The sequence below is a fragment of the Pseudonocardia sp. HH130629-09 genome (assembly GCF_001294645.1).
Lineage (GTDB): Bacteria > Actinomycetota > Actinomycetes > Mycobacteriales > Pseudonocardiaceae > Pseudonocardia.
Window position 1 is genome coordinate 969,644 of the sequence record NZ_CP011868.1, and the last position, 16,334, is coordinate 985,977.

The following is a 16,334-nucleotide window of genomic DNA, read 5'->3' on the forward strand; positions in this document are numbered from 1 at the left end:
TTGGGGTGATGTCGTGGACGAGGACTGTCCGACCGCGCACGACGGGACGGAGTGCTCTGGGTGCGAGTGGGAACGCCACCCGCAGGCGTTTCGGTGGTTCCCCGAACTCGGTACGCCGTTGCGCGACCCGAGTAAGCCTGGACCTGCTGGGCGACAATCTGCGATGAGCTGAGGCGTGGTCACGATGCCGTGGTGTTCGTCGACGAGGCCGAACCAGCACAGGACCTATCCTCCGAACTGGAGCTCGGCACTCCGCGGTGGCGCGTTATTGGTTCTCGGTCGTCCAGTCATGTCGCCGACTAGTGCTAACTGGAGTCCCACTTCTTCCCGCTCGATAGCTGACTCTCGGCTTCGTTGACCAAATCGGTTGGGCCAAGAATGCCTCCGGAGAATTCAGTGCCGTTGCAGGCGAGGTTCGGCATGTAATGGACCTGATCGTTGAACGTCTCTGGACAATAGATCCACATCGGTTCGAGATCAGGGGGCTGCCGGAAGAAAGCCTCCTCAGTAAAACCGTCCTCGGTTACTGGCCAGGTCGGACCGCGGATCTCGAAGGCGGTGGCTTCAGCGCGACTCCTGTACGCGATGGTGCACATGACGTTCGATCCAACATATCGATTGCGCCTAGCAACGGCTCTCACCGCGCGAGTCAGATGGCGAGCAATGCCATACGGATGTGAATGCTGCCTGGCGCACCTGCCGAGTTGTCTGCGAAGGTCGCGTTGCTCCCGTGGCGTCAGCCGTTGGCCTGCGACGTGTAACCCGAACGGGGCCTTCGCTTCTAGGTACTTGTGGGAAAATCTAAAACGATCCGATGCCTCGTCTCCATTCTTCGCTGACGCCGCTTTGGGCATTACTGGCGATGGAAAAGAACGGAAACAGGTTATCGTGTGTGGGAGGCATCCCGGCCACGTCTGTGGGATGCTCGCCGCCAATGAAGCCAATCCCGACGAACGATATCCGTTTGTGGTGCGGCCATGTCTTTCTGGGGGTGTCTAATCGAAGCTGCTGGACTTTTGCCGTTGCTTCTGCGCACAGATAGTTGAGCATCTGCTGCAAGTCTGGCTGCCCGTGGTGGGCGAGTGTCGTCCGAAGGAAGTCACGAGTCTTCTCAGTCCTGCTGACAGAGCCGAGGCCAGTGAAGGCGAAGACTGCCTGGTTGCAGTACAAAGTCGCCTTGTTGGATGCGTCTTCCGCAACTTTGCCATCGAGATAAGTTAGCTGTCGATCGCTTGCTTGGACGGCGAACTTGTGGGTGAGGCACGACAAGATTAACGTCATCGGATGCTATTTCGCTTCAGTCGGTGGGTTCAATGCGTTGTCCAGTACCACCGCCGCCTCAGGATGTAGCTCGCCTCGACTTACATACTCGTCTTTCAGAAACTTCGCCTGACCGAGGAGATCGGCCTTCATTCGATCCGTGAACGAGATCTCGTCATCGAGAATCGTGGCGTACGTCCGCCGCCAGGTGTGCGGGGTCATCCACCCCAGCTCGACCTCGTCCCGGACCGATCGAAGTGAGCGCCGGACGTTGGCTGGATATCGAAATGTGAGGCGGCCGTCCCGGCCTGCGGCGGGGAAGAGGGGATCCTCGGGAGCCAGTTCTGCCGACAGTCGTCGTCGCAGCATCGTTGCGGTGAAGTTCGGAAGCGGGATGAGGCGCAGCGCCGATGCGCTCTTCCCCTCGTGTCGGACGAGCCCCTTCCCTTTCACCCAGGTCATGTTGCCCGCCATCGCGACGACCGGAATCGTGCGTCGACCACCAGCCACGTCAAGGTCGATGCCGGCGAGGTTCACGTCGCAAGGCCGGGATGCGAGCGCCTCGCCGATTCGTAAGCCAGTGCCCAGCATGTACCGCACCAGGTCGGGAAGATCGGCCCGCTGCGCGACGAGTTGTTTGCGACGCTCGTCCTCGTCATCGGACGAGCCGTCGAGCCATTTCAAGAATCGCTGGCGCTCGACGATCGTCAGGCCGCGTGGCTTCGTCTTGCGAGCGCCGTTCGACTGCTCGATTCGATCGAGGTCCCGGACCGGGTTGTGGGGGATCGCCTCCGCGAGGACGGCATGCTGCAGTACACCGCTGACGATGCTCCGGAGCTTCCGACGGGTGTTCGCCGCGTAGCGAGACTCCAGGGCCGCCAGGAACGCGTCGATCCGTCCGACCGTGCACTCCCGGAGCCGTAGGGCCCCGATCGCGGGCAGGATCGTGTTTCGCAGGTGGAACTCGTACAGGGCGTGCGTCGAGTCCGCCCGACGGCTCGCCACCCGGGCGAGGAAGAGCACGGCGGCGTCGGCGAACGTCGAGCCGGGGGTGAGCTCGCCGGCGCGTTGTCGGCCGGCGCGCTGCCGGTCGCTGATCGCCTCGTTGAGGGCGTTGCGTGCGCCGGTCTTCGTCGGGCCATGCTTGCGTATCGGCCGGGTGACGCCGTCCTGGTCCCGGAACTTACACCGGGCGACCCAGCGGCCGGGCGTCTGTTCGCTGACGGAGATGGACCCGGGCATACCGAGAGGGAGCGGTGGACGTGCCATGCGCTCCTCACCGGGAAGGTCCAGCAAGAGTTTCGGAGCGGTAAAGGCGCTCCCGATCTTGCGGTGAGGATTATAGCAAGCCTGTGGCCTGCGAACATGTGTGCGCCGTCAGGGACTCGAACCCCGAACCCGCTGGTTAAGAGCCAGCTGCTCTGCCAATTGAGCTAACGGCGCATGTGTACTTGTCCGTCGCACGGCTCTGCTGCTGCAGAATCGGCGACCGGGTGAGTGACGGGACTTGAACCCGCGGCCCCCTGGACCACAACCAGGTGCTCTACCAACTGAGCTACACCCACCATCGCGATCTCCCGGACTCCCGGAAGCGCTGGAGAAACTATAGACCGGGGTCCGCGGGAGCCCTCAGCCGGGGGTCGTACCGGTCTGCGGGGGTGCCGCGACGCGCGCGACCGCGGCCGCCGCGGCCTGCGCCTGCTCGGTCGTCGGACCGGGCGGTGCCACGAACAGCGCCTGCCGGTAGTAGGCCAGCTCGCGGATCGACTCGCGGATGTCGGCGAGCGCGCGGTGCGCGAGGCCCTTCTCCGGCTTCGCGTAGAACACCCGTGGGAACCAGCGCCGCGCCAGCTCCTTCACCGAGCTGACGTCGATCATCCGGTAGTGCAGGTATGAGTCCAGCTCGGTCATGTCCCGGGCGATGAACCCGCGGTCGGTGGCGATCGAGTTGCCGGCCAGCGGCGCGGAGCGGGCGTCCGGGACGTGGGTGCGGACGTAGTCGAGCACCATCTTCTCGGCCTGCTCGACCGTGACCGTCGCGCGCCGGACCTCGGCGGTCAGCCCGGACCGGGCGTGCATGTCTCGGACGACGTCGGGCATCGCGTCGAGCTTCGCGTCGTCACAGGCGATCACCACGTCGACGCCCTCGCCGAGGATGTTGAGGTCGCCGTCGGTGACCAGCGCCGCGATCTCGATCAGGGCGTCGGAGCCCAGATCCAGCCCGGTCATCTCGCAGTCGATCCACACCAGCCGATCGGTCATCGCCACAGCCTAGGTGACATCGGTGCGACGGGCGCGAGCCTCGCCCGCCACCGTTGGGGGAGTGCCCTAGGCTCGCGCCGTGGCTGACGACACACCCGCTCGCACCATCGCCGCCGGATACGCCACCGACGGGGCCGCGCTGGAGCTCGGCACCGTCCTCGTCGACGGCGTGTGCGACCCGCAGGCAAGGGTCCGGATCCCGCTCGCGACGCTGAACCGGCACGGCCTGGTGGCCGGGGCGACCGGCACCGGCAAGACGAAGACGCTGCAGGCGCTGGCCGGGCAGCTCTCCGATGCCGGGGTCCCGGTCCTGCTCGCCGACGTCAAGGGCGACCTGTCCGGCATGGCCCGGCCGGGTGAGCCGAACGACAAGGTCACCGCCCGCGCGACCGACGCCGGCGACGACTGGGTCCCGACCGCGTACCCGGTGCAGTTCCTGTCCCTGGGCGACGGCGGCGTCGCCGTCCCGGTGCGGGCGACGCTGACCCAGTTCGGCCCGATCCTGCTGGCGAAGGTGCTCGGCCTCAACGCCACCCAGGAGTCCACCCTCGGCCTGATCTTCCACTGGGCCGACCAGCGCGGGCTGCCGCTGCTCGACACCAAGGACCTGCGCGCGGTCATCACGCACCTCACCTCCGACGAGGGCAAGGCCGACCTCAAGGGCATCGGCGGGGTCTCCCCGGCGACGGCAGGGGTCATCCTGCGCGCACTGGTCAACCTGGAGGCCCAGGGCGGCGAGGAGTTCTTCGGCGAGCCCGAGTTCGATCCCGCGGACCTGATGCGTCAGGTCGACGGGAAGGGTGTCGTCACGCTGCTGGAGCTGGCCGAACGCGCCGCGAACCCGGTGCTGTTCTCCACGTTCCTGATGTGGCTGCTCGCCGAGCTGTACGAGGAGCTGCCCGAGGCGGGTGACCTGGACCGGCCCGAGCTGGTCTTCTTCTTCGACGAGGCGCATCTGCTGTTCACCGACGCCTCGAAGGCGTTCCTCGACCGCATCGAGCAGACCGTCAAGCTCATCCGGTCCAAGGGCGTCGGGGTGTTCTTCTGCACCCAGCTGCCCACCGACGTGCCGAACGAGGTGCTGTCCCAGCTCGGCGCGCGGATCCAGCACGCGCTGCGGGCCTTCACCCCGGACGACCAGAAGGCGTTGTCGCGCACGGTGCGGACCTATCCGAAGTCCGAGGTCTACGACCTGGAGTCGGCGCTGACCTCGCTGGGCACCGGTGAGGCGATCGTCACGGTGCTGTCCGAGCGCGGCGCGCCCACACCGGTCGCCTGGACCCGGCTGCGGGCCCCGCGCTCGTTGATGGCCGCCCTGCCCGTCGACGACGTCCGCGCCGACGCCGCCGCCTCGCCGTTGCAGGCGAAGTACGGACAGATGGTGGACCGCGAGTCGGCCTACGAGAAGCTCACCGCGAGCATCGCGGCCGGACCGGGTGGCGAGGCGACGCCGGTCGGGGCGCCCGCCCCCGCTCCGGAGCCGGGCCAGGCCCCGCCGCCCCCGCCGCAGGACTCGTCGGGCGGCGGGATCTTCTCCAAGATCGGGGACTTCCTGCAGTCGCCGACCGGTCGTCAGCTCACGAACACGGTGACCCGGGAGATCACCCGCAGCCTGTTCGGGACCCGCCGGCGTCGCTGACCCGCGGCGGGACCCGGAACGGCGCTACCGGGTCCGGGGTGACCGCGGCCATGAGCGCGACGGCGTCGGCGGGGTCCAGGTCCAGCACCAGCACCGAGCCGCCGCCCGCGGCGGTGGTCGCCTCCAGCGTCAGCACCCCGGCGTGGCGCTGGAACAGGCTCTGCCGTATCCGCCAGCCGATGACGCCGTCGCGGCGCAGCGCGGTCGTGGTGCGCAGCAGTGACCCGTGCCGGGCGACGAGGTAGTGCTCGTCGAGCCGGTGGCCCAGGGCGCGGTAGCGGTCCAGCGCGAGCGGTACGGCGACCAGGACCAGCGAGACACCCACCACGACCGGCCACACCGCGGCGTCGGACCAGGCGAGCACCCCGAGCGCCGCGGCGACCCCGAGCGCCGGACCGACCGCGCGGACCAGCCGCCGGGTCCGGGCCCGCGCCGGGTGCGCCCGCAGCGGGCCGTCGGTGACGGGGCCGGTCGCGCGGGCGGCAGTCGCGGCGACGGCGTGGGCGTGTGCGCGGCGCACCGGCGGGCCGAGCGCGCCGCTGCCGGAGTCGGCGTCGTCGCCGGCCAGGCCGACGGCCAGCGCCCCGGCCTGGGCGCCGCCACCCAGGGCCCGCACCAGCAGCGGTTCGGACACCGTCACCCCGCGCAGCCGCTGCTCGGACACCGACAGCGAGCGCTTGGTCAGCAGGCCGCGGCGCACCCGCAGCGTGCCGTCGGGCTCGCGGCTGAGCCGGTAGTCCCACCAGCGTTCGACGAACAGCACGATGCTGCCGACGACCATGACCAGCAGCAGCGCACCGACCGCGACGAGCACCGTCGCCCAGACCGGCGCGGTCGACAGTTCCCCGGCGACGGTGTCGGCACCGGGCAGCGAGCGGGGGTCGAGACCGGTCTCGTTCAGCAGGTTCCAGGCCGCGCCGGCCAGCGCGCCGATCGCGGCCAGCGAGCTGACCGTCAGCGGGGCGTAGCGCAGCGAGGACCAGTCGATCCGGTCGAGCTCCTCGCCCTCCGGTTCGACGGGACCCGCCGTGCCGACGGACGCTCCGCCTCGGTCGGCCCCAGCCTCGTCGGCCCCGGCCCCGGCCCCGGCCCCGGCCCCGGCCGCGGCCGCGGCCCCGGTCCCGTCGGCCCCGGTCCCGATGGCCCCGATCCGGGCGGCCCCGGTCCCGTCGGTGGCCGCGGCCGGTCCGTGTGCCGGAGCGGGGCGGGCGAGCAGCTCGCGACGCAGCCGTTCGGCCTCGTCGGTGGCGACGGCGTCGAGGTCGAGGCCCGCGTCCGACCCGCTCTGCCCGGACCCGACCTTCACCACCGACAGCCCGACGAGCCGGTGCAGCAGCGGTGCGGTCAGGTCGACGGTGCGGATCCGGTCCCGCGGCACCGAGCGGCGCTGCCGGTTCAGCAGCCCGCTGTGCAGCTCGACGCGCTCGTTGGTGATCCGGTAGCGGGTGGTGCGCCAGCGCACGACGCCCGCCGCGACCGCGACGACGACCGCCGCCCCCGCGATCCAGACCTGGGTGGAGTTGCCGCTGCCCGCGCCGAACAGGACCAGCACGACCAGCGCGGGGGCCAGCCGCAGCAGCGCGGTGGCCGGGCCCACGAGCAGCAGCCGTCGCCAGCCGACCTCGCCGGGGGTCGTGCCGGTGTCGCCCGCGGGTGCGACGGGTGCGGGCTCGCTCACGTCGCGTCCCCGCTGTGCCGCCCCGTCGTCTCGGTGAGCCGGCGGGCGAGCTCGGCGGCGGCGTCGGCGTCGAGCCCGGCGATCCGGACCGGGCCGCGGGCCGACGCGGTCGTGACGGTCACCGTCGCCAGGCCCAGCGCCTGCTGCAGCGGGCCGTGCTCGGTGTCGACGGTCTGCACCCGCGGGATCGGCGCGATCCGCCACTCCCGCACCAGCCAGCCGGACCGGGTGTATACGGCGTCCTCGGTCACCTCCCAGCGGTGCAGCCGGTAGCGCAGACCCGGCACGACGAGCGTCCCGACGAGCAGCCACCCCACCGTCAGCACGACGGTCGCGATCAGCACCCCGTGCCACGGGACCGCGGGCAGCAGGAACCACGCGACGACCTGGCCGACGAGCAGCACGAGCGGGACGAGCGCCGCCGAGAGCCGCCACCACCAGACGGCGCGGGGGTCGACCCGGTTCGCGGGTGGGCGCAGCGGAAGCGGCAGCGCGGCGGTCGGGATCCCGGATCCGGGGTCGCCGGTGCGGGGGCCGGTGGCGGTCATGGCCCCACTCTGCCCAACTGCGCCCGCCGGGAGCAGCCGAGCGCGCCGTCGGAGACCGCACCGTGGCCGAAACGGGGGTACCCGCCGAGTGGCACACCACGTGCGGCCGGCGACCGGATCCGGGTACGTGGTGTGCCACTCGGCGGGCGAGGACGGTCAGCGCGCCGGCGCGGACAGGTCGTAGACCGTGGTGCCGTCGACCGTGACGGCCGTGTAGTGCTCGGCCACCCAGGTGCTGATCTGTGAGCCGACGCCCCGGTCACCGCCCGGTCCGCCGCCGCGTCCGTCGACGAAGTACCGGACGTCGCCCTGCTGCACGTACTGCTGGAACTGCTCCAGGGTCGGTGCCTCGTCGCTGCCGGACCAGCCGCCGATCGCGAACACCGCGGTGTCGGGTCCGGCGGCGAGCATCAGAGAGGCCGCGCTCTGCGAACCGACGGTCGCCGCGGCCCAGCGGGCCGGGCCCGCATCCCGCAGCAGGGCCGCCACCTGCTCGCTCGACCGCCCCTCGTCCGGTCCGCCGCCGGGACCACCCGCGCCGGGCCGGGTCGTGCCGTCGCCCGCGGTGGTGCCGTCGGAGGGATCGGCGCTGCCGTCCGCGGTGCCGCCACCGCCCGGGATGGCACTGCTGCCCGCGGTGGTGCCGTCGCCCGGGGTGGTGCTGCCGCCCGGAGTGGTGCCGACGCCCGGCGTGGCGCCGTCGCCACCGGTACCGGCTCGGGTTCCGGAGGCGTCGCCACCCCGGTCGCGCATGCCACGGCCGTCGCCGTCACCCGGCCCGCCGCCCGGTCCGCCGTCGGAACCGGAGACGGTCGGCCCCGCGGTCGGGATCGACCCCTGGTGGGTCGTCGCGGCCGTCTGCACGGCCGCCGCCGGGGCCGCGATCCCGCTGAGCAGCGCCGCGCCGAGGACCACGGCCGTCCACCACCGCCGTCCTGCGGGCAGCAGCAGCGCCGCCCCGGCCACGACACCGAGCACCAGCACCACCCAGCGCAGCCACGGAAGGAACTCCGGGGACCAGCCGAGCAGAACGAACGCCCACACCGCGGTGCCGACCGTCGTCGCGGCGAGGACTCCGCGCGCCCACCAGCGGTCGCGGTGGGCCAGCACCTCCCGGCCGCCGATCGCGACCAGCGCCGCGATCCCCGGCGCCAGTGCCACCGAGTAGTACGGGTGCACGATGCCCTCCATGTAGGAGAGCACCAGCATCGTCACCAGCGTCCATCCGCCCCACAGCAGCAGCGACGCGCGCACACCGTCGGTGCGGGCCACCCGTCCGCGCAGGACCAGCGCCGCGACCAGCAGGACCAGCGCGGCCGGCAGCAGCCAGGACACCTGCGTGCCGAACGAGGACTCGAACATCCGCAGCAGTCCGGTCTGCCCGCCGAAGCCGCCGCCCATGCCCCCGCCGCCGGGTCCGCCGGCCATGCCGCCGGGCATGCCCCCGCCCATGGCGTCGGGCATGCCGCCGCCGGTCGTGCCGGGCATCCCGCCGGTCGCGCCGTCCGCGGAGTCACCCGTCGCGGCGCCTCCGGGCATGCCGCCTCCGGGCATGCCGCCGCCCATGCGCTCCCCGCCGGTGATCCGGCCGAGGCCGTTGTAGCCGAACGCCAGTCCCAGGGGGGTGTTGTCCCCCGAGCCGCCGATGTAGGGACGCGCGCCGACCGGCCACAGCGCGACCGCGAGCAGCCACCACCCGGCCCCGACGACGATCCCGGCGCCCCCGGCCAACAGCTGCCACACCCGTCGCCACGGACGGACCGGCGCGGCCCACGACCAGGCCAGTGTCATCCCCGGGAGTACCAGGAACGCCTGCAGCGACTTGGCCAGGAACGCGAACCCGAGCACCAGCCCGGCACCGACGATCCAGCGCGTCCGCCCGTCGGCGCAGCCGCGCACGACGAGGTAGGCCGCGGCGACCATCAGCAGGGTCAGCAGCGCGTCGGGGTTGTTGAAACGGAACATCAGTGCCGCGACGGGGGTCAGCGCGAGCAGCGCGCCCGCGAACAGCCCCGCGCCGTGCCCGGACACCCGGCGCACCGCGGCGTAGAGCAGCCCCACCGCGGCGACGCCCATCAGCGCCTGCGGCACCAGCATGCTCCAGGAGCTGAAGCCGAAGATCCGCGCGGCGATCTCCATCGGCCACAGCGACGCCGGCGGCTTGTCGACGGTGATGCCGTTCTGCGGGTCGAGCGAGCCGAAGAAGAACGCCGTCCAGTCCTGCGCACCCGCCTGGACCGCGGCCGCGTAGAACGAGTTCGCCCAGCCCGAGGCACCCAGGTTCCACAGGTAGAGCACACCCGTCCCGACGAGCAGGGCGGCCACCGCGGCGGGCCGCCCCCACCGCGACCGGCCGGCCGCGGTGGGGGCAGGATCGGACCGGGTCGGTGTCCGGTCGAGGGTGCTGGTCACAGGGCGGTCGCCTTCTCGAGCGGAACGGTCGCGGGGGTGGCGGCAGCCGGCCGGAACACCCACGCGCGGAACAGGACGAAGCGCAGCACCGTGGCGACGAGGTTCGCCACCACGATCACCACGACCTCGACGGCCAGGTGCGCACCCGGCACCAGCGCCCCGAGCAGGGCGAGCGCGCCGGTGGTCAGGGCCAGCCCCAGCCCGAACACGATGAGGCCCTGGAACTGGTGGGTGACCGCGCGGTCGCGGCCCCGGACGCCGAAGGTGAAACGCCGGTTGAGCGCGGTGTTGGCCACCGCGCAGATCAGCATGGCCACCACGTTCGCCGCGATCATGCCGAGGACTCCGCGCAGGGCGAGGAACAGCAGCAGGTTCGCCGCGGTCGACGCGACCCCGATCGCCGCGAAGCGCGCCAGCTGGAACGGCATCGACCGCGGCACACCCGGCACCGGGGTCGGTTCCAGTGGCGCCCGGCCGAGCTGGGCCCGGATGTCGGCCAGCGGCAGCGTTCCCGTCGCCAGCGCCCGCCCGACCCGCCACACGCCCTTCAGGTCCGCGGTCGCGGTCGCGACGATGTCCACGCTGGAGTTCGGGTCGTCGACCCAGTCGACCGGCACCTCGTGGATGCGCAGCCCGGCCCGCTCGGCCAGCACCAGCAGCTCGGTGTCGAAGAACCAGCCGGTGTCCTCCACCAGCGGCAGCAGCCGCCGCGCGACGTCGGAGCGGATCGCCTTGAAGCCGCACTGGGCGTCGGAGAAGCGGGCCGACAGCGCCCCGCGCAGGATCAGGTTGTAGCTGCGCGAGATGAACTCCCGCTTCGGGCCGCGTACCACCCGCGACGCCCGCGCCAGCCGGGTGCCGATCGCCAGGTCCGAGTGCCCGGACACCAGCGGGGCCACCAGCGGGAGCAGGGCACCCAGGTCGGTGGACAGGTCGACGTCGCAGTAGGCCAGCACGTCGGCGTCCGAGGCGGACCACACGTGCCGCAGTGCGCGGCCGCGGCCCTTCTGCTCCAGACGCACGGTGCGGACCTCGGCGATCTCGCCGGCCAGCCGCGCCGCGATCGCCGGAGTGGCGTCGGTGCTGGCGTTGTCGGCGACGGTGATCCGGAACGAGTACGGGAAGCTGCCGGTGAGGAACGCGTGCAGCCGGCGGACCGAGGACTCGAGGTCACCCTCCTCGTTGTAGACGGGGACGACGATGTCGAGCACCGTCCGCGGGTGTCGGCCGGATTCCGGGCGGGTGCCGGGCACGGGGCCGGTGGCGACTGTGGTCATGGGGACGACGGTCGTCGACCGCGATGTCGTGACGGTGTGATCGACCTGTGCGCCGGCTGTGAGGCCGTCGTCCGTGGTGCCGGTCACGACGCGCTCAGGTCGTAGAGGGTGACGCCGTCCACGGTCTGCGCCGGGAACGTAGCCTCGACCCACTCGGCGATGCGCAGGGCGGCGTCGCTGCCGCCGGAGTCGGTGCTGATCATCCCGCTGCCCGACGAGCCCACGAACCAGTGGATCCGCTGCTCGGCGACCATCTGCTGGAACTGCTCCAGCGTCGGGTACGGGTCGGTGCCGTTGAAGCCGCCGACGGCGAGCACGGGTGCGTCCGCGGCGAGCTGGTAGCCCGCGGCCTGCATCGAGCTGATCGCGGCCGCGGCCCAGGTGTAGGAGCCGGCGTCCTGCGCGACGAGTGCCGTGAGCTGCGCCGACGGGGTCGGCGCGCTGAGGATCCCGCCCGGGCCCCCACCGCCGCCGGGCCCACCGCCGCCGGGCCCACCGCCGCCGGGTCCGCGGCCGTTCCCGCTGCTCTGACCGGTGCTGTTCTGACCGGTGCCGCTCGGACCCGCGACGGCCGGACCCGAGCCGTTCCGGTCGGTGCCGCCCGCGGGGGCTCCGGACGGATCCGTGCCGCCGGTCGTGCCGCCACCGTCGGTGGCCGGGGGCGCCGTGCCCTGTCCGCCGGAGCCGCCCTGTCCGCCGGGGCCGCCGGGACCGCCCTGCCCACCAGGGCCACCGGGGCCGCCCTGACCCCCGCGCATCCCACCCGGACCGCCGCCCCCGCCGGGGCCCGAGCCGTAGCCCTGCGGACCCGAGCTCGGGATCGCCCCGGAGTGCGGGGTCGCCGCCGTCGCCACCGACCAGGCCGCGGTCCCGGCGCCGCCGGCGGCCACGGCCGCGGCGAGCACCACCGCGGCCAGCGCGCGCGGCATCCGGTGCACCCCGGTCAGCGCGGCCGCGGCGAGCAGACCGACGACGAGCACGGTCCAGCGCAACCACCCGAGCCAGTCCGACGGCAGCAGCGCGAACGACCAGACCGCCGTCAGCGCGATGGCCGCCGCGAGCGAGCACCGTGCCCCCACCGAGGAGCGGTCCCGCCAGAGCGTCGCCCCGCCGATCCCGACCAGTGCGGCGACCGCCGGGGCCAGCGCCACGGTGTAGTAGCTGTGGATGATCCCGGCCATCAGGCTGAACGTCAGGCCCGTCACGAGCAGCCAGCCGCCCCAGAGGAGGACCGCCGCCCGTGCCGGGTCGGTGCGGGGGGCCCGTCGGGTCCGCAGGAGCAGCACCCCGAGCAGCAGCAGCGCCGCGGGCAGCAGCCAGGACGCCTCGCGGGCCATCTCCGAGCCGAACAGCCGCAGCAGCCCGGTGGAACCCCACCCGCCGGTCCGGCCGCCCGCGCCGCCGCCGACCGAACCGACCTCGTCGCCGGTCAGCCGACCGACGCCGTTGTAGCCGAACACCAGCTCCAGGACGCTGTTCGACTGCGAGCCGCCGATGTAGGGCCGGTCCGCCGCCGGCCACAGCTCCACGGTGAGCACCCACCAGCCGGCCGACACCACCAGTGCCGCACCGGCGACGATCAGGCCGCGCAGACGCGGCCACCAGGCCACCGGCGCGGCGACCAGCCACATCAGCGCGAACCAGGAAGGCCTGCAGCATCTTGGTGAGGAAGCCGTACCCGACCAGGGCCCCGGCCAGCACCAGCCAACCGGTGACACCCCGCTCGACGGCCCGGGTCATCGCGTACGCGGCGCCGGTCAGGACCAGCACCAGCATCGCGTCGGGGTTGTCGAAGCGGAACATCAGCACCGCGACCGGGGTCAGCGCGAGCGTCGCCCCGGCGAGCAGTCCCGCCCCGGGGCCGGCGGCCCGGCGCACCGCCGCGTGCAGCAGTGCGACCGCACCGACACCCATCAGTGCCTGCGGCACCAGCACACTCCAGCTGGACAGCCCGAACAGCCGCACCGACAGCCCGATCGGCCACAGCGCGCCGGGGGCCTTGTCCACCGTGATGCCGCCGGCCGCGTCGGAGGCGCCGAAGAACCAGGCCGACCAGCTCTGGCCACCGGCCTGCGCGGCGGCGGCGTAGTACGCGTTCGCCCACCCCGACTCCGACAGGCCCCACAGATACAGCGCGGCCGCTCCTCCCAGCAGCGCGGCGAGCGGCAGGTGCCGAAGGACCCGGCGGGTGGGAGGGGACGGGTCGGGTGCGGGAGCCGGCCGGGGCCGGGACAGGGTGCTCGTCACCCTCGCGACGCTGCTCCCGAGCGCTGTGCGGACCCGGTGATCGACCTGTGAACCAGCTGTGACGAGGCGGAGGGAACGTTCAGAGCCCGCTCCGACGCCGCACACAGCCGCGACACAGCAGCCCCCGCGAGCCTGGGTACCGGCCGGAGCCGCGCCCGGGCAGACCGCCCGTCCGTCCCGGCCAGAACAGGAGTACCGGAGACATGTCGACCGATACCACCCCGGCGTCCACCGTGGACCCCGGGCAGGCGCGCCGCGGACCGTTGCTGCGGCGCGGCCGTCGTCTCGCCGCCGGCACCGCCGTCGCCGTGGTGCTGCTCGGCGCCGCGGCCTGCGGGACGTCCGCGGCGGCCGACGGGCAGTCAGGCGCGGACGCCGGCGGATCCACCGGTACCGCGGCGGCCGGCGGCGCGGCCGGGACCGGCTCGGATGCGCTGATGGCCTGTCTGGAGCAGAACGGTGTCCCCGCGCCGCCCGACGGCGGCCCTGGTGGGCAGGGCGGTGCCGGGGGACAGGGCGGCGGGCAGGCCGCCGGTGAGGGCGGGACCCTGGGGGCACCGCCGAGCGGCGCGCCCGCCGCGGGCGGTCAGGGCGGGGCCGGTGGCTCGGGTGTCGGCGAGGCACCTCCCGGCGTCGACAGCACGGCCTGGGCGACGGCGCAGCAGGCGTGCGCCGCGGTCGCCCAGGAGTCCGGGTCCGCGGCGCCGACCACCGGCGGCTCCGGGAGCTGACCACACCCCGGGGGCGGGCACGGGGGAGAATCGACCCGTGCCCGTCCCCGTCCTGCACGGACCACGACTGTTGCTCCCCGGATGGACCCCGGCGGTGGCGGCGGCCGTCGTGGCCGGCGCCCGGCGCGCCGACTGGGCGCCGGACTTTCCCGCCGAGGGCGACCGGATCGTCGCCCGGCTGCTCGCCCGCGACCCGGGCGGGCCGGGCTGGGGCGAGCTCGGCCACCGGCTGCTCGTCGAACGCGACGGTGGAACGGTCGTCGGCGGTGCGGGGCTGTTCCCCGCCCCCGACGACGGCCCGGCCGCCGTCGAGCTCGGCTACGGCGTGGTGCCGTCGCGCCGCGGCCGCGGCTACGCCGTCGAGGCCGCCGGCCTGTTGCTCGCCCTGGCCCGCTCGGCCGGGGCGTCGCCGCTGGTCGCGGGCGTCGAGCCCGGCAACCGTGCGTCGGAGCGGGTGCTGGAGCGGATCGGGATGCGCCCCACCGGGACCCGCGACGGCGTCGCCCGGTTCCGGCTCGACGTAGGGTCGGGGACGTGATCCGGCTGGTCGCGCTCGACATCGACGGCACCATCGTCCACGGGCGCAGGCCCCCGAGCCCTGCGGTCCTCGAGGCGATCGCGCTCGCCGGGACCCGGGCCGAGGTGATGCTGTGCACCGGCCGGACCGTCGTCGGCGTGGCCGGTGCGCTGGACGCGATCGGGCTGCGCGACGGCGTCACCCTGACCTCCAACGGCGCGGTCGAGATGGAGACCGCGACCCGCCGGGTGCTGACGATGGAGCGGCTCGGCCCCGAGGCCGTGACCGCCGCCCTCGACACGATGACCGAGCTGTTCCCGGGGGCGGTGTTCGCCTGCGAGCACGTCGGCGTCGGGCAGCGGGTCAGCGCCCCGTTCCCCGACGGCGTGCTCGCCGGCACCGTCACCGAGGTCGGCCGCGGCGGTCTGCTCGACGAGCCGACACCCAAGCTGGTCATGTACTGGCCGGGGCACGACCCGGCGGAGACCGCGGCCCGCGCCTCCCGGCTCCGGGTGCCCGGCACCGAGCCGACGCTCGACCACGAGCTGCCGTGGGTGACGCTGGTGCCGGCCGGGGTGTCCAAGGCGTCCGGGCTCGCGCGGGTCGCGGCCCGGCTCGGTGTCGACCGTTCCGAGGTCCTCGCCGTCGGCGACGGCGACAACGACCGCGCGATGCTGCGCTGGGCAGGCCGCGGGATCGCGATGGGGCAGGCCCCGCCGGACGTGCACGCCGACGCCGACGAGTCCACCGACACCGTCGAGCAGGACGGCCTGGCCCGCGCCCTGGAGCGCGTGTTCGGCTAGTGCTCGGCGGGGGTGCCCGCGACCAGCGGTGTCGCCGCCTCCAGGGCCGCCCCGCAGGACGGCGGCCGCGGCGGCAGGGTCGTGTCGGTCGTGACCGGCACCGTCCAGCTCCGGCCGTCGCGGGAGCGCACGGTGACCAGGTGCCCGTCCGGGCGCCCGCCGTCACCACCCACGCTCGGATCGGCGGCGTCGACCAGCAGCGCCGTGGCGTCCCCGATCCCGGTGTGCTCGCGCACGGCGAGCTCGGCGAGCTGGCCGACCGGGTCCATCCCGGTGTGACCGCGACAGCACCACGGGTCCACGCCGCCGCCGGCCGCGGCCTTCAGCGCGGCCAGCGCGCCGTCGGTGTCGAGGCGGCCGTAGGCGTAGCCGGTGGGCAGCACCAGCGCGGTCGGCGCGAACCGGTGCCCGCCGAGATGGGTGCACTCCCACACGTCGGCGCCCTCGGCGGCCAGGTCCCCGGCGAGCGCGCGGCCGCGGACGGCGCAGCAGACGTCACGCCTGCCGTGCGCGCACACCAGCATCACCGGGTCGAGCACCGGGGTGCCCGCGCCCGGGTCGAGGTCGATGCCGGCGAGGTCGTCGGTGCTGCGCACGGTGCGCGACCACGCCCGTGAGCCGCCCGGGGCGAGGTCGGCGACGTAGACGGTGCGGGCGCCGTCGGCGTCGCAGCGGCCCTCGCGGCCGGAGCGGCGGATCAGCAGCAGGATGACGTCGTCGGCGCGGAGCCGGTCGAACAGCGCGGCCACGGCCGGGTCCGGGTGGTCGGCGACCTTCCGCGGCCAGGCGCCGATGTGCTCGACCGCGACGAGGCGACGCACGTGCGGCGCGGTGCCGGTCATCGGCTCGCCGAGCGCCTCGCTCAGCCCGGAACAGCCCGAGACGGGCGCCCCGGCGGGACCGCCGGGTGCGCCACGTGTCACGGTGACCGTCATCGGGCCATCTTAGGGAAGGTTTGCC

At 73.5% G+C, this 16,334-nt stretch carries 13 protein-coding genes, 2 tRNA genes and 1 pseudogene; 4 read left to right on the forward strand and 12 right to left on the reverse strand.

Annotation, left to right across the window (positions count from 1 at the left end):
* Nucleotides 1-305 precede the first annotated feature (305 nt).
* The 6 genes from XF36_RS04600 to orn form a co-directional block, all read right to left on the reverse strand.
* Nucleotides 306-596, reverse strand: coding sequence for a hypothetical protein (locus tag XF36_RS04600; RefSeq protein ID WP_060711022.1), 291 nt, complete (start codon nucleotides 594-596; stop codon nucleotides 306-308).
* Between the two features lie 205 nt (nucleotides 597-801).
* On the reverse strand, nucleotides 802-1,281 hold the full coding sequence (locus XF36_RS31300; RefSeq protein WP_145981258.1) for a hypothetical protein: 480 nt from the start codon (nucleotides 1,279-1,281) through the stop codon (nucleotides 802-804).
* A 6-nt stretch (nucleotides 1,282-1,287) separates the two neighbouring features.
* Nucleotides 1,288-2,502 carry a tyrosine-type recombinase/integrase gene (locus XF36_RS04605; RefSeq protein ID WP_060711023.1) on the reverse strand — a complete coding sequence of 405 codons (1,215 nt, stop codon included), beginning with the start codon at nucleotides 2,500-2,502 and terminating at the stop codon, nucleotides 1,288-1,290.
* A gap of 128 nt (nucleotides 2,503-2,630) precedes the next feature.
* A tRNA-Lys gene (locus tag XF36_RS04610) sits at nucleotides 2,631-2,703 on the reverse strand.
* 49 nt (nucleotides 2,704-2,752) lie between these two features.
* Nucleotides 2,753-2,825 (reverse strand) — tRNA-His (locus XF36_RS04615).
* Nucleotides 2,826-2,889: 64 nt separating this feature from the next.
* Nucleotides 2,890-3,522, reverse strand: a complete 633-nt coding sequence (gene orn / locus XF36_RS04620; protein ID WP_060714421.1) for an oligoribonuclease — start codon at nucleotides 3,520-3,522, stop codon at nucleotides 2,890-2,892.
* Between the two features lie 79 nt (nucleotides 3,523-3,601).
* On the opposite strand from orn, the gene XF36_RS04625 reads away from it, so the two are divergent.
* On the forward strand, nucleotides 3,602-5,161 hold the full coding sequence (locus XF36_RS04625; RefSeq protein WP_060711024.1) for a helicase HerA-like domain-containing protein: 1,560 nt from the start codon (nucleotides 3,602-3,604) through the stop codon (nucleotides 5,159-5,161).
* Here the strand turns inward: XF36_RS04625 and XF36_RS04630 are convergent.
* The 5 genes and pseudogenes from XF36_RS04630 to XF36_RS04650 form a co-directional block, all read right to left on the reverse strand.
* A complete protein-coding gene (locus XF36_RS04630; RefSeq protein ID WP_060711025.1) occupies nucleotides 5,124-6,839 on the reverse strand; it encodes a PH domain-containing protein in 1,716 nt (571 codons plus the stop codon). The genes XF36_RS04625 and XF36_RS04630 overlap by 38 nt on opposite strands.
* Nucleotides 6,836-7,387, reverse strand: coding sequence for a PH domain-containing protein (locus tag XF36_RS04635; RefSeq protein ID WP_060711026.1), 552 nt, complete (start codon nucleotides 7,385-7,387; stop codon nucleotides 6,836-6,838). Before XF36_RS04635 ends, XF36_RS04630 begins: the two co-directional genes overlap by 4 nt.
* A gap of 156 nt (nucleotides 7,388-7,543) precedes the next feature.
* Nucleotides 7,544-9,799: a glycosyltransferase family 39 protein gene (locus XF36_RS04640; protein ID WP_060711027.1), complete on the reverse strand. Its 2,256-nt coding sequence runs from the start codon at nucleotides 9,797-9,799 to the stop codon at nucleotides 7,544-7,546.
* Entirely contained in the window at nucleotides 9,796-11,076 is a 1,281-nt protein-coding gene (locus tag XF36_RS04645) for a bifunctional glycosyltransferase family 2/GtrA family protein (protein ID WP_060714422.1), read from the reverse strand. The genes XF36_RS04640 and XF36_RS04645 overlap by 4 nt, the downstream gene beginning before the upstream one ends.
* Nucleotides 11,077-11,159: 83 nt before the next feature.
* A pseudogene (locus XF36_RS04650) lies at nucleotides 11,160-13,323 on the reverse strand (ArnT family glycosyltransferase).
* Nucleotides 13,324-13,526: 203 nt separating this feature from the next.
* Here XF36_RS04650 and XF36_RS04660 point away from each other — a divergent pair.
* Genes XF36_RS04660 through XF36_RS04670 form a run of 3 tightly spaced genes read left to right on the forward strand, consistent with a single transcriptional unit; the run spans nucleotide 13,527 to nucleotide 15,374 of the window.
* Complete coding sequence (locus tag XF36_RS04660) at nucleotides 13,527-14,054, forward strand: hypothetical protein (RefSeq protein ID WP_060711030.1); 528 nt, start codon at nucleotides 13,527-13,529, stop codon at nucleotides 14,052-14,054.
* Between the two features lie 37 nt (nucleotides 14,055-14,091).
* The gene (locus XF36_RS04665; RefSeq protein WP_060711031.1) at nucleotides 14,092-14,592 is read left to right on the forward strand and encodes a GNAT family N-acetyltransferase; all 501 of its coding nucleotides are present in this window, start codon (nucleotides 14,092-14,094) and stop codon (nucleotides 14,590-14,592) included.
* On the forward strand, nucleotides 14,589-15,374 hold the full coding sequence (locus tag XF36_RS04670) for an HAD family hydrolase (RefSeq protein ID WP_064485372.1): 786 nt from the start codon (nucleotides 14,589-14,591) through the stop codon (nucleotides 15,372-15,374). Before XF36_RS04665 ends, XF36_RS04670 begins: the two co-directional genes overlap by 4 nt.
* On the opposite strand, the gene XF36_RS04675 is transcribed toward XF36_RS04670, so the two are convergent.
* Entirely contained in the window at nucleotides 15,371-16,309 is a 939-nt protein-coding gene (locus XF36_RS04675; RefSeq protein WP_060711032.1) for a sucrase ferredoxin, read from the reverse strand. The two genes, XF36_RS04670 and XF36_RS04675, sit on opposite strands and share 4 nt — an antisense overlap.
* Between the last annotated feature and the right edge of the window lie 25 nt (nucleotides 16,310-16,334).

What these genes read in the sequence shown, in the direction of transcription:
- XF36_RS04635 (WP_060711026.1), bottom strand. Translation starts at nt 7,387, where the DNA reads ATGACCGCCACCGGCCCCCGCACCGGCGACCCCGGATCCGGGATCCCG.
- XF36_RS04600 (WP_060711022.1), bottom strand. Translation starts at nt 596, where the DNA reads ATGTGCACCATCGCGTACAGGAGTCGCGCTGAAGCCACCGCCTTCGAG.
- XF36_RS04660 (WP_060711030.1), top strand. Translation starts at nt 13,527, where the DNA reads ATGTCGACCGATACCACCCCGGCGTCCACCGTGGACCCCGGGCAGGCG.
- XF36_RS04675 (WP_060711032.1), bottom strand. Translation starts at nt 16,309, where the DNA reads ATGACGGTCACCGTGACACGTGGCGCACCCGGCGGTCCCGCCGGGGCG.
- XF36_RS31300 (WP_145981258.1), bottom strand. Translation starts at nt 1,281, where the DNA reads ATGACGTTAATCTTGTCGTGCCTCACCCACAAGTTCGCCGTCCAAGCA.
- XF36_RS04645 (WP_060714422.1), bottom strand. Translation starts at nt 11,076, where the DNA reads ATGACCACAGTCGCCACCGGCCCCGTGCCCGGCACCCGCCCGGAATCC.
- orn (WP_060714421.1), bottom strand. Translation starts at nt 3,522, where the DNA reads ATGACCGATCGGCTGGTGTGGATCGACTGCGAGATGACCGGGCTGGAT.
- XF36_RS04605 (WP_060711023.1), bottom strand. Translation starts at nt 2,502, where the DNA reads ATGCCCGGGTCCATCTCCGTCAGCGAACAGACGCCCGGCCGCTGGGTC.